The organism is Streptomyces sp. CB02056 (genome assembly GCF_001905545.1).
Taxonomy (GTDB): Bacteria; Actinomycetota; Actinomycetes; order Streptomycetales; family Streptomycetaceae; genus Kitasatospora.
Genome location: NZ_LIPD01000011.1, coordinates 292700 through 306991 on the forward strand (window position 1 = coordinate 292700; position 14292 = coordinate 306991).

The following is a 14292-nucleotide window of genomic DNA, read 5'->3' on the forward strand; positions in this document are numbered from 1 at the left end:
CCCGCGGGGACTGAGGCCGACTCCTGCGCGGGCGCCGAGCAGCAACCGCGCGGGAGCCGGGCGCCGTTCCCGCGGCAACCGCGCGGGATCCGCGCCGCAGCACCGCCGGGCACCGGGGGAGGAGCGCGGCCGCCGCGAGGAGCGGTCGGCCGCGGTCTTCCGCGTGCCCGCCCGCCCGGCGGGAGCGGTGCGGTGGCAGCACCGTGAAGAACACGTACTCCAGTGGCAGGGCCGCGCTCGTCGTGCACGCGCGCGGTCAGCACGTCGACTCGCAGTTCACTACGGGGGGAGCAGGGCCGCCATGGCCGACGAACAGCAGCTTCGCGACTACCTCAAGGTCGTGACGGCCAAACTGCGCAGCACCCGGACGGAACTGGACCGGCTCAGGCACGAGCCCATCGCCGTCGTCGGCATGGGCTGCCGCTACGCCGGCGGCGTCGACAGCCCCGAGGCGCTGTGGCGGCTGGTCGCGGACGGCGCCGATGCCGTCGCCGGCTTCCCCGCCGACCGGGGCTGGGACACCGCGGGGCTCTACGACTCGCCCGACCTGCCGGGCTCCACCACCCGTGAGGGCGCCTTCCTGTACGAGGCGGCCGAGTTCGACGCGGCCTTCTTCGGGATCAGCCCGCGCGAGGCGCTCGCCATGGACCCGCAGCAGCGGCTGCTGCTGGAGACCTCCTGGGAGGCCGTCGAGCGCGCCGGCATCGATCCGGCCACCCTGCACGGCTCCCGCACCGGCGTGTTCACGGGCGTCTACTCCTCCGCCGCGGCCTACGGGAGCGACGCCGGACTGGACTTCGCGGAGGCCACCGGCCACCTGCTGACCGGCACCGCCAACAGCGTGCTCTCCGGCCGGATCTCCTTCACCCTCGGCCTGGTCGGCCCCGCCGTGACGGTGGACACCGCCTGCTCCTCCTCCCTGGTCGCCCTGCACCTGGCGGTGCAGGCGCTGCGCGCCGAGGAGTGCGACCTGGCCCTGGCGGGCGGCGCGACCCTGATGTCCTCCCCGGTGCTGTTCCGCGAGTTCTCCCGCCAGCAGGGCCTGGCCGCCGACGGCCGCTGCAAGCCCTTCTCGGCGGACGCCGACGGCACGGGCTGGGGCGAGGGCGCCGGCATGGTCGTCCTGGAGCGGCTGTCGGACGCACGCCGCAACGGGCACCCCGTCCTGGCGGTGATCAGCGGCAGCGCGGTCAACCAGGACGGCGCCTCCAACGGGCTGACCGCGCCCAACGGCAGCTCGCAGCGCGTCGTCATCCGGGCCGCCCTGGACAACGCCCAGCTGACGGCGGCCGACGTGGACGCCGTGGAGGCGCACGGGACGGGCACCCGGCTCGGCGACCCGATCGAGGCCCAGGCCCTGCTGGAGACCTACGGGCAGGCGGCGGGCCGCGCCGACGACCGGCCGCTGTGGCTGGGCTCGGTGAAGTCCAACATCGGCCACACCCAGGCCGCGGCCGGTGTCGCCGGTGTGATCAAGATGGTGATGGCGCTGCGGCACGGCGTGCTGCCCCGCACCCTGCACTCCGAGCGGCCCTCGGAGTACGTCGACTGGACGGCCGGCCGGATGCGGCTGCTGCAGCGGCCGGTGGACTGGCCCCGGCCCGCGGACGACACCCCCCGGCGCGCGGCCGTCTCGGCGTTCGGCATCAGCGGCACCAACGCCCACCTGGTGCTGGAGGACGCGCCCGAGCCGCAGGCCCCGGCCGCGGAGCCGGCGCGGGCCGCCGCCCCGGCCGTCCTGCCCGGGTCGAGCGCCTGGGTGCTGTCCGGGCGCACCCCGCAGGCGCTGGCCGCGCAGGCCCGCAAGCTCTCCGCCCATCTCGCCACCCGCCCAGGGGCGCGGGCCGCCGAGGTGGCCTGGTCGCTCGCCACCACCCGGACCGCCTTCGAGCACCGCGCCGTGCTGCTGGACCCGGAGTCGGCCGGGGGCCTGGCCGCGCTCGCCGCCGGGGAGCCCGCCGCGGACGTCGTGACCGGGCAGACCCGCGCCGAGGGCACCGGCCGGACGGTCTTCGTCCTGCCGGGCCAGGGCAGCCAGTGGGTCGGGATGGGCCGCGAGCTGGCCGGGGCCTCGCCGGTGTTCGCGGCCCGGCTGGCCGAGTGCGCCGAGGCCCTCGCGCCGTACGTGGACTGGCAGTTGGACGATGTGCTGGCGGGCCTTCACGGCTTCGAGGCCGCCGACGTCGTGCAGCCCGCGCTGTGGGCCGTGATGGTCTCGCTGGCCGCGGTCTGGGAGGCGGCCGGCGTCGTCCCCGACGCGGTGGTGGGCCACTCCCAGGGCGAGATCGCCGCCGCCGTCGTCGCCGGGAGCCTGTCCCTGGCGGACGCCGCCAAGGTCGTCGCCCTGCGCAGCCGGACCCTGACCGCCCTCGCCGGGCGCGGCGGGATGATGGCCGTCGACGGCGCGGCCGACACCGTCCGCGGCTGGCTGGAGCCGTTCGGGGAGCGCCTGTCGGTCGCGGCCGTCAACGGCCCGTCCGCCACGGTGGTCGCCGGGGACCCGGACGCGCTGCACGAGCTGGCCGCGCTCCACCCCGACGTGCGCACCCGCGTCCTGCCGGTGGACTACGCCTCGCACAGCGCCCACGTCGAGGAGCTGCGCGAGGACGTCACCGCCGCCCTGGAGGGGATCGAGCCCCGCACGGCCCGGATCCCGATGGTCTCCGCGATGGACGGCCGCCGGCTCGCCGGGCCGGAGCTCGACCCCGCCTACTGGTACGCCAGCCTGCGCGAGACCGTCGAGTTCGCCCGTGCCGTGCGCACGCTCGGCGACGACGGCTACGACACCTTCGTCGAGGTGTCCCCGCACCCCGTGCTGGCCATGGCCGTCGGCGAGGAACTGGCGGACCGCGACCCCGTGGTCGTCGGCACGCTGCGCCGCGACGACGGCGGCGCCGCGCGGCTGCTCGCCTCCCTCGGCGAGGCGTACGCCCACGGCGCGCCCGTGGACTGGACCGCCGTCCTGCCCCGCGCCGAGCGGGCCGACCTGCCCACCTACGCCTTCCAGCGCGGCCGCTACTGGCCCCGCCGGGTCGAGGCCGCGCCGCAGGCGGCGGTCACCGCCGCCGAGGACGGCTGGCGCTACCGCACGGCCTGGGAGCCGCTCGGCCCCACCGCCCCCGCCCTGGCCGGGACCTGGCTGGTCGTCGCCCGCGAGGACGGCGACCCGGCCCGGCACGTCGAGGCCCTGACCGCGCACGGCGCCGAGGCCGTCGTGCTGCGCACCGACGCGGTGCTGCGCGAGGCGCTCGCCGCCGAGCTCACGGCCGCGCTCGCCGCCCTCCCCGGGGCGCCCGCGAAGCCGGCCGGCGTGCTGTCGCTGCTCGCGCTGGACCCCAGGCCGCTGCCCGGCGCACCCGCTGCCCCGCCCGCAACCGCCGCCGTCCCGCACGGCACCGCCGCCACCCTGGCCCTGGTGCAGGCCCTCGGCGACGCCGGGATCGACGCCCCGCTCTGGGCGCTCACCCGCGGCGCCGTCCGGGTCGCCGCCGACGACGCCCCGCCCGCCCCCGTCCAGGCCCAGGTCTGGGGGCTCGGCCGGGTCGCCGCGCTGGAGCACCCCGACCGCTGGGGCGGACTGGTCGACCTGCCCGAGCAGTGGGACGAGCGGGCCGCCGCCCGGCTGGCCGCCGTGCTCGCCGACGGCGCCGAGGACCAGCTGGCGCTGCGCCGCGCCGGGGCCTTCGCCCGGCGGCTCGTCCACGCACCCCGCACCGCCCCCGGCCCGGCCGGGCCGGACGGCGGCTGGTCCCCGCGCGGCACGGTGCTCGTCACCGGCGCCACCGGCTCCATCGGCCCGCACCTGACCGCCTGGCTGGCCGGCCGCGGCGCCGCGCGCCTCGTGCTGCCCACCCGCTCCGGGCCGGGCCCGCGGCTCGCGGCCCACGCCGCCGCCCTCGCCGAGGCCGGCACCGCCGTCGACGTGCTCGCCTGCGACCTCGCCGACCGCTCCGCGCTCGCCGCCCTGCTCGACCGCGTCGCCGCCACCGGCCCGCGGCTGTCCACCGTGCTGCACGCGGCCAACGCCTTCCACCTCACCCGCCTCGACGACACCGACCCCGAGGGCCTGGCCGCCTCCCTGGCCGGCAAGGCGGCCGGCGCCGACCACCTCGACGAACTGGTCACCGACGCCGACGAGTTCCTCCTCTTCTCGTCGATCGCCGCCGCCTGGGGCAGCGCCGAGCACGGCGCCTACGCCGCCGCCAACGCCCACCTCGACGCGCTCGCCGAGCGGCGCGCGGCACGCGGCGCCGGCGCGCTCTCGCTCGGCTGGGGCGTGTGGGACACCCGCGACTGGACCGCACCGGACGCCTTCGGCCCGCACGGGCCGGCCACCATCACCGGCGACGTGCTGCGCCGCCAGGGCACCCGGTTCCTGGACCCGGACCGCGCGCTGGACGTGCTCGGCCGCCTCCTCGCCGACGGAGCCGGCGCCACCGGCCCCTACCTCGCCCTCGCCGACATGGCCTGGGACGACTTCGCGCCGGTGTTCACCGCGGCCCGCCGCAGCGCCCTGCTGGACCGCATCCCCGCCGCCCGCCGGGCCCTCGACGGCGGCGCGGCCGCCACCGGGGCGCCCACGGCCGCCGCCGACGGCGCGGACACCACCGGGAACGACTTCGCCCGCGCCCTGGCCGGCGCCGCCGGCACCCCCGAGCAGGAGCGCCTGGCCACCGACCTGGTCCGCTCCCACGCGGCGGCCGTCCTCGGCCACCGCGACGCGGGCGACATCGCCGGCCAGCGCGCCTTCCGCGACCTGGGCTTCGACTCGCTGACCGCCGTCGAACTGCGCAAGCGGCTGGCCACGGCCACCGGCCTGCGGCTGCCGTCCACGATCGTCTTCGACCACCCCACCCCGGCCTCGCTCGGCGCCCACCTCGCCGCGACGGCCCTCGGCACCGGCGCCGGCACCGACGCCGCCGCGCCCGCCCGGGACGGCGCCGCCGCCGACCCCGACGAGCCGCTCGCCATCGTCGGCATCGGCTGCCGGTTCCCCGGCGGCGTCACCACCCCCGACCAGTACTGGGACCTGCTGGCCTCCGGCGCCGACGTGATCGGCGGCCTGCCCACCGACCGCGGCTGGGACCCGGACCTCTACGACCCCGACCCCGCCCGCCAGGGCAAGTCCGTCACCCACCGCGGCGGCTTCCTGCACGACGCCCCCGACTTCGACGCCGCCTTCTTCGGCATCAACCCGCGCGAGGCCCTCGCCATGGACCCCCAGCAGCGCCTGCTGCTGGAGACCTCCTGGGAAGCCCTCGAACGCGCCGGCATCGCCCCCGAATCGCTGCGCGGCACCCCCGTCGGCGTCTTCGCCGGCGCCACCCTGACCGGCTACGGCGACGGCCTGGCCGACGGCGACCCGGCCGCCGAGGGGTACCTCGTCACCGGCCACTCCAGCAGCATCATCTCCGGCCGCGTCGCCTACGCCCTCGGCCTGGAGGGCCCCGCCCTCACCATCGACACCGCCTGCTCCTCCGGCCTGGTCGCCCTGCACCTGGCCGGCCGGGCGCTGCGCGCGGGCGAGTGCGAACTCGCCCTGGTCGGCGGCGTGATGGTGATGTCCACCCCCAGCCAGCTGGTCGGCTTCTCCCGGCAGCGCGGCCTCGCCCCCGACGGCCGCTGCAAGCCCTTCGCCGCCGGAGCCGACGGCATGGGCCTGTCCGAGGGCGCCGCGACCATCGCCGTCGAACGGCTCTCCGACGCACGGCGCCTCGGCCACCCCGTGCTGGCCGTCGTACGGGGCACCGCCATCAACCAGGACGGCGCCTCCAACGGCCTCACCGCCCCCAGCGGACTCTCCCAGCAGCGCGTGATCCGCGCCGCCCTGGACGCCTCGGGCCTCACCCCCGACCAGATCGACGCGGTCGAGGCGCACGGCACCGGCACCCCCCTCGGCGACCCCGTCGAGGCCCACGCCCTGCTGGCCACCTACGGCCGGGACCGCCCCGCCGACCGGCCGCTGTGGCTCGGCTCCGCCAAGTCCAACATCGGCCACACCCAGACCGCCGCCGGCCTCGCGGGCCTCGTCAAGATGGTCCTCGGCATGCGGCACGGCACGCTGCCGCGCACCCTGCACGCGGACGAGCCGTCCCGGGAGATCGACTGGGAGTCCGGCGCCGTACGGCTGCTGACCGAGCAGCGGCCCTGGACGACCCCGCAGGACGCGCCGCGCCGCGCCGGCGTCTCCGCGTTCGGCATGAGCGGCACCAACGTGCACGTCCTCATCGAACAGGCCCCCGAACACCTCCCCGCCCCCGCCGACCCGCCGCAGGACGACCCGGCCGCCCCGGCCGGACCGCCGCTGCTCGCCGCCGGTACGGACGTCACCGCCTGGCCGGTCAGCGCCCGCGGCCGGGACGCCCTGGCCGCGCAGGCCGGCCGCCTGCACGCGTACGCCCTCGCCGCCGACACCCCGCCGCCCGCCGCCGTGGCCCGGGCGCTCGCCACCACCCGCAGCCCCTTCGAGCACCGTGCCGTCGTCGTCGGCGCCGACCCCGCCGGACTCGGCCGGGGCCTGGCCGCCCTGATGACCGGCCAGGACACCGAGCACGCCCTCACCGGCGAGAGCGCCGCCCGCGAGGACCGGAGGGTGTTCGTCTTCCCCGGCCAGGGCAGCCAGTGGGAGGGCATGGGCCGACGGCTGTCCGCGCAGTCGCCGGTGTTCGCCGCCCGGTTCGCCGAGTGCGCGCGGGCCCTGCGCCCGTACGTCGACTGGGACCCGCACGCCGTGCTCGCGGGCGAGCCCGACGCCCCCGCGCCCGACGGCGCCGCCGTCATGCAGCCGCTGCTCTGGGCCGTGATGGTCTCGCTCGCCGCCGTCTGGGAGGCGGCCGGCGTCGTCCCCGACGCGGTGGTGGGCCACTCCCAGGGCGAGATCGCCGCCGCCACCGTCGCCGGCGCGCTCACCCTGGAGGACGCCGCCCGGATCGTCGCCGTCCGCGCCGCCGCGCTGACCGGCCTCGGCGTCGAGGGCGGCATGCTCTCCGTGGTGCTGCCCGTCGAGCTGGTGCGCGAACTCCTGGAACCCTTCGGCGACCGGCTCGCCGTCGCGGCCGTCAACGCCCCCGCCACGACCGTCGTCTCCGGCGAACCCGACGCGCTCGTCGAGTTCGAACGCGTGCTGCGCAAGCGCAAGGCGATGCGCTGGCGCGTGCCCGTCACCGACTTCGTGGCGCACTCCCGGCTGTGCGAGCCGCTGGCGGAGACCCTGCCGCGGCTGCTGGCCGACATCCGGCCGCGCCCCGCCGCCGTCCCGCTGTTCTCCACCGTCCACGGACGGCTGGTGGACGGCGAGGAGCTGGGGCCGCGGTACTGGTACGCCAACGTCCGGCAGACCGTCCGCTTCGCCGAGGCCGTCGAAGCCCTCGCCGCCACCGGCCACCGCACCTTCGTCGAGGTCTCCGCCCACCCGGTGCTGCTGCCCGCCGTCCAGGAGACGCTGGCCGCCCGCACCGACCTGCCCGACCCGCTGGTGATCGACACGCTGCGCCGCGACGACGACGGCGCCGACCGGCTGCTGCGCTCGATCGGCACCGCCTACGTCCACGGCCTGCCCGTCGACTGGACCGCCGTGCTGCCCGCCCCCGCCGACGTCCGGGACGCCGCGCGGCGCGTCGAACTGCCGACCTACGCCTTCCAGCACCGCCGCTTCTGGCCGCCGGCCCGCCCGGCCGCGGCCGCCCCCGCCGCCCACGGCCCGGCCGCCGACCCCACCGACGACTGGCGCTTCCTCGCCGAGTGGGCCCACGCCCCCGAGCCCGCCCCCGCGCTGCTCACCGGCACCTGGCTGGTGCTCACCCCCGCCGGACACCCCGTCCACCCCTGCGCCGCGGCCCTCGCCGAGCGCGGCGCCCGGACCGTCACCGTCGAGCTGGACACCGCCGAGGCCGACCGCGCCGACTACGCGCGCCGGCTCACCGCCGCACTGGACGGCGCCCGGCCCGCCGGCGTGCTCTCCCTGCTCGCCCTCGACACCGCCCCGCTCGCCGCCCACCCCGCCGTGGCCCGCGGCCTCGCCGCCACCCTGGCCCTGGTCCAGGCCCTCGGCGACGCCGCCGTCCCCGCCCCGCTGTGGCTGCTGACCGCCGGCGCCGTCACCACCGACCCCGGCACCGGCGCCGCCGACCCGCAGCAGGCCCCCGTCTGGGCCCTGGGCCGCACCGTCGCCGCCGAACACCCCGACCGCTGGGGCGGGTTGGTCGACCTGCCCGGGCAGTGGGACGAGCGGGCCGCCGCCCGCCTGGCCGCCGTCCTCGCCGCCCGCGACGAGAACGAGGTCGCGCTGCGCGCCGACGGCCTGCGGCCCCGCCGCCTCGCCCACGCCCCCAGGCCGCCCCGCCCCGCCGACCGACGGCCGCTCGCCCCCCGCGGCACCGTCCTCGTCACCGGCGGCACCGGCCACATCGGCGGCCACGCCGCCCGCTGGCTCGCCCGCGAGTGCGGCGCCCGCCGCCTCGTCCTCACCAGCCGCTCCGGCCCCGCCGCCGCCGGCACCGCCGCGCTCGCCGCCGAACTCGCCGCCGCCGGCGCCGCCGTGGACGTCCTCGCCTGCGACACCGCCGAACGCCCCGCGCTCGCCGCCGTGCTCGACCGCGTCGCCGCCACCGGACCGGCCCTGTCCACCGTGCTGCACGCCGCCGGCGCCCTGGACGACGGCGTCCTGGACCGCCTGGACGCCGCCCGCCTGGCCCGCACCTTCGACGGCAAGGCCGGCGGAGCCGCCCACCTCGACGAGCTGACCGCCCACCTGGACCTCGACGCCTTCGTCCTCTGCTCCTCCATCTCCGCCACCTTCGGCAACGGCGGCCAGGGCAACTACGCCGCCGCCAACGCCTACCTGGACGCCCTCGCCGAGCAGCGCCGCGCCCGCGGCCTGCCCGCCACCTCGCTGGCCTGGGGCCCGTGGGCGGGCGGCGGCGTCGGCCAGGCCAGCGAAGGCGCCCGCCGGCGGCTCGCCCGCAACAAGTGGGAGGTCCTGATGGAGCCCGAGGACGCGGTCCGCGCCCTCGCCGCCGCCGTCGAGGACCCCGACCCCCGGCTGGCCGTACTGTCGCTGATGGCCGTCGACTTCGCCGCGATGGCCACCGCCCGCGGCCCCGAACAGCTGCGCCGCGCCCCGCTGATGCGCGACCTGCCCGAGATCCGGGCCGCCGACGCGGCCGACGCCGCGGACCCGGCGCCGCGCGCCGCCGAGCCGGAGCACCCGCTGGCCGTCCGGCTGTCGGCGCTGACCTCCGCCGAGGCGCAGGACCGGCTGCTCTGCGACCTGGTCCGGGACGAGGCCGCCACCGTGATGGGGTACGCCTCGGCCGCCGACGTCGAGCCCGGCCGCGCCTTCAGCGAACTCGGCCTGGACTCCCTCACCTCCGTCGAACTGCGCAACCGGCTCAGCACCGCCGCTGGCCTGCCGCTGCCCGCCACCCTGCTGTACGACTACCCGGACCCGCAGGTGCTCGCCGCGCACCTGCGCACCCGGCTGGTCGGCGACGGCGCGGACACCGCCGCCCCGGCCGCACCGCGCGCCACCGGCCCGGACCCGCTCGCCGACCCGGTCGCGATCGTCGCCATGGGCTGCCGCCTGCCCGGCGGCATCCACACCCCCGAGCAGCTGTGGCAGCTGCTCGATGCCGGACAGGACGCCGTCACCGGCCTGCCCACCGACCGGGGCTGGGACCTCGCCGCCCTCTACGACCCCACCGCCGAACGGCCCGGCACCTTCTACGCCCGCGAGGGCGGGTTCCTGCACGAGGCCGCCGAGTTCGACGCCGCCTTCTTCGGCGTCAGCCCGCGCGAGGCGGTCACCATGGACCCGCAGCAGCGCCTGCTGCTGGAGGTCGTCTGGGAGACCCTGGAACGCGGCGGCATCGACCCCACCGGCCTGCGTGGCAGCCGTACCGGTGTGTTCGTCGGCGGCTTCGGCTCCGGCTACGACCACCTCACCGCCCGCGCCGCCGGCCACGCCGACCACCGCCTGGAGGGCCAGGCCATGATCGGCACCGCCACCAGCGTGCTGTCCGGCCGGGTCTCCTACCTCCTCGGCCTGGAGGGCCCGGCGTTCACCGTCGACACGGCCTGCTCCTCCTCGCTGGTCGCCCTGCACTCCGCCGCCCAGGCGCTGCGGGCCGGCGAGTGCGACCTCGCCCTGGTCGGCGGCGTCACCGTGATGCCCACCCCGCGCGACCTGGTCGGCTTCTCCCAGCAGCGCGGCCTGGCCGCCGACGGCCGGTGCAAGGCCTTCGGCGAGGGCGCCGACGGCATGGGCATGGCCGAGGGCGTCGGCGTCCTCGCGGTCGAACGGCTCTCCGACGCCCACCGCAACGGCCACCAGGTGCTCGGCGTGGTCCGCGGCAGCGCCGTCAACCAGGACGGCGCCTCCAACGGGCTCACCGCCCCCAGCGGCCCCTCCCAGCAGCGGGTGATCCGCGCCGCGCTGGCCGGCGCCGGCCTCACCGCCGCCGACGTGGACGCCGTCGAGGCGCACGGCACCGGCACCGAACTCGGCGACCCGATCGAGGCCCAGGCCCTGCTCGCCACCTACGGCCAGGACCGGCCCGCCGACCGGCCGCTGTGGCTGGGCTCGGTGAAGTCCAACATCGGCCACACCCAGGCCGCCGCCGGCGTCGCCGGGATCATGAAGATCGTCCTGGCCCTGCGGCACGGACAGCTGCCGCGCACCCTGCACGCCGACACCCCGACCCCGCACGTCGACTGGACCGCCGGGCACGTCGCCCTGCTGCACCGGCCCGTCGCCTGGGCGCCGGACGGCGAGCGGCCCCGCCGGGCCGGCGTCTCCAGCTTCGGCGTCAGCGGCACCAACGCCCACGTCATCATCGAGGAGGCCCCCGCCCGGCCCGCGCCCGTGACGCCGGACGCCGGCCCCGCCCCGGTGCTGACCGGTGGACCGGTCGCCTGGCCGGTCGGCGCCCGCGACCCGCGCGCCCTCGCCGCCCAGGCGGGCCGGCTGCGCGAGTCCGCGCTGGCCCGCCCCGACCTGCCGGTCGGCGACGTGGCCTGGTCGCTCGCCACCACCCGCCCGCCGCACGACCACCGCGCCGTGCTGCTGGGCGCCGACCACGCCGAACTGCTGCCCGCCGCCGCGGCGGTGGCCACCGGACAGTCCTCGCCCGACGCCGTCACCGGCTCCGTCGCGCCCGGCGGCACCGGCCGCACCGTGTTCGTCTTCCCCGGCCACGGCAGCCAGTGGATCGGCATGGGCCGCGAACTCGCCGAGGTCTCACCGGTCTTCCGCGACCGGCTGGACGAGTGCGCGCGGGCCCTGAGCCCGTACGTCGACTGGGACCTCGCGGATGTCCTGGCCGGCGAGCACGACTTCCTCGCCGCCGACGTGCTCCAACCCGCCGTCTGGGCGGTCTCGGTGGCGCTGGCGGCCGTCTGGCAGGCCGCCGGGGTCTCCCCGGACGCGGTCGTCGGCCACTCCCTGGGCGAGATCGCCGCGGCGACCGTCGCCGGCGCCCTCACCCTGGAGGACGGCGCGAAGGTCGCCGCCCTGCGCAGCCGGGCCCTGCGCACCCTGGACGGACGCGGCGGCCTGCTCTCCGTCGCCGAGCCCGCCGACACGGTGCGCGAACGGCTCGCCGGCTTCGAGGGACGGCTCGCGCTCGCCACCGTCAACGGCCCCCGCTCCTGCGTGGTCTCCGGCGACCCCGACGCGCTCGACGAGTTCGCCGCCGCCTGCCCGCCCACCTGCCGCACCACCCGCGTCCCGATCGCCTACGCCTCGCACAGCCCCCAGGTGGAGGAGCTGCGCGAGGAGATCCTCGCCGCGCTCGCCGGCATCGAGCCCCGCGCGGCCGACGTCCCGCTGGTCTCCGCGTACACCGGGCAGTGGCAGGACGGCCGGGAGCTGGACGCCCACTACTGGTACGCGAGCCTGCGCGGCACCGTCGAGTTCGAACGGGCCGTACGGACCCTCGGCGACAGCGGGCACCGGGTGTTCGTCGAGGTGTCCGGGCACCCCGCGCTGACCGGCGCCGTCCGGGACACCCTCGGCGAGGCCGCGGTCGTCACCGGCACGCTGCGGCGCCAGGACGGCGGCGCCCGCCGCCTGCTCACCTCGCTCGCCACCGCCTACGTGGCCGGCGCACCCGTCGACTGGGCGGCCGTGCACGGCCCCGGCACCCTCGTCGACCTGCCCACCTACGCCTTCCAGCGCAGCCGCTACTGGCCCGAACCGGCCCGGCCCGCCGCCCCCGCGCCCGACGACGCGCTGACCGGCCTGCGCTACCGGATCACCTGGACCCGGACCGCCGAGCACCCCGCGCCCCCGCAACTGACCGGCAGCTGGCTGCTGGTCGGCGCGGCCGCCGACCCGGAGACCGCCCGGAAGGTCGCCCGCGCCCTGGCCGAGCACGGCGCCACCGACGTCCGCACCCTGCCGGACGCCGACCGCACCGCTCTCGCCGCCCACCCGGCGCCCGCCGGCGTGGTCTCCCTGCTCGCCCTGGACGAGTCCCCGGACCAGGGGCACCCGACCATGACCCGGGGCGTGGCCGCCACCCTCGACCTCATCCAGCAGCTCGGCGCCGGCGCCCCCGGCACCCCGCTGTGGGTGCTCACCTCCGGCGCCGTGGCCACCGGCCCCGGCGAGAGCGGCAGCCCCGCCCAGGCCCAGGTCTGGGGACTGGGCCGGGTCGCCGGCCTCGAACACCCCGGGCACTGGGGCGGACTGGTCGACCTGCCGCCCGCCGGCGCCTGGGACGACCGCACCGGCACCCGGCTCGCCGCCCTGCTGTCCGGCGCCGTCGCCGAGGACCAGACGGCCCTGCGCCCGCAGGGCATCCTGGCCCGCCGCCTGGTCCGCGCCGCCGCGGCCGCCGCCACCCCCCGGCCCGGGCGCGGCACCGTCCTGGTCACCGGCGGCACCGGCGCCATCGGCGCCGAGGTCGGCCGCTGGCTCGCCGGGCGCGGCGCCGAACGCGTCGTCCTCGCCGCCGGCGAACCGCTGACCGCCGACGTCGCCCGGCTCGCCGCCGACGTCGCCGCCTCCGGCGCCGCCCTGTCCATCGCCGCCTGCGACACCACCCGGCGCGCCGAACTCGGCGGCCTGCTAGGGCAGATCACCGCCGACGGCGGCCCCGCCCTGCGCGGCGTCGTGCACGCCGTCGGCGCCGGACAGGCCACCGCCGTCGCCGACACCACGGCACGGGAACTCGCCGACGTCGCCGGCGCCCGGTCGGCCGGCGCCCGCTGGCTCGACGAACTGACCGCCGACCTCGACCTGGACGACTTCGTCCTGTTCTCCTCCGTCGCCGCGACCTGGGGCAGCGCCCTGGTGCCCGGCTACGCCACGGGCAGCGCCTTCGTCGACGCCCTCGCCGAGCAGCGCCGGGCCCGCGGACAGGTCGCCACCTCGGTCGCCTGGGGCCCCTGGGCCGACGGCGGCGCCGGCGCCCGGTCCTCCGTCCGGCACGGCCTGGGCGTCCTGGACCCGGGCACCGCCGTCCGGGCGCTCGGCCAGGCCATGGACGGACGCGACGCGCTCGTCACCATCGCCGACGTGGACTGGCGGACCTTCGCGCCCGCCTTCACCCTGCACCGCCCGAGCCCGCTCCTCGCCGACCTGCCGGAAGCGGCCGCCCCGGCGGCCGAACCGGCCGGCCCGGCCGACGGCGGCACGGCACCCGAGTTCGCCCGCACCGTCCTCGCCCTGCCCGCCGCCCGCCGGCCGGCCGCGGTGACGGACCTGGTGCGCGCCCAGGCGGCCCTGGTGCTGTCGCACGGGAGCACCGCCGACATCGACGCCGAACGCGCCTTCCGGGACCTCGGCTTCGACTCCCTGACCGCCATCGAACTGCGCGACCGGCTCGCCGCCGCCACCGGCGTCACCCTGCCCTCCACCGTCGTCTTCGAGTACCCGACGTCCGCCGCCCTCGCCGCGCACCTGCTGCGCGAGCTCGGCGCCGGCCCGGACTCCGTACGCACCCAACTCGACCGGCTGGACGCCTCGTTGTCGGGCCTGCTGGACCGGCTCGGCGAGGACGGCGACGGGACGGACGGGGACGAGGAGGCCGTCGCGGCGCAGCTCGCCGCACTGAGCGCCAAGTGGCAACGACTCCAGCGCCGCGCCGGCGGCCCCGCCACCGGCGGCGGCAACGGCGCCGGCACCGCCGCCGGCCAGGACGTCTCCGAGCGCCTCGCCGCCGCGGACGACGACGAGGTCTTCGACCTCCTGGGCAAGGAGTTCGGCATCGAATGACCGTACCGCCGACCCTCCCGCGGGCCGCCCGAGCGCTGCCCAGACCGAGTACCCACAGCCCGAGCACCCCGAGG

General features: G+C 78.5%; 1 protein-coding gene. It reads left to right on the top strand.

All coding sequences use genetic code 11. The annotated features are described in order from the left end of the window. Window positions 1-301 precede the first annotated feature (301 nt). On the top strand, window positions 302-14218 hold the full coding sequence (locus AMK13_RS29185; RefSeq protein WP_074004775.1) for a type I polyketide synthase: 13917 nt from the start codon (window positions 302-304) through the stop codon (window positions 14216-14218). Window positions 14219-14292: the final 74 nt, after the last annotated feature.

Bases quoted from the DNA above. Each gene is read 5' to 3' on its own strand.
- AMK13_RS29185 (WP_074004775.1), top strand. From the start codon at position 302: ATGGCCGACGAACAGCAGCTTCGCGACTACCTCAAGGTCGTGACGGCC.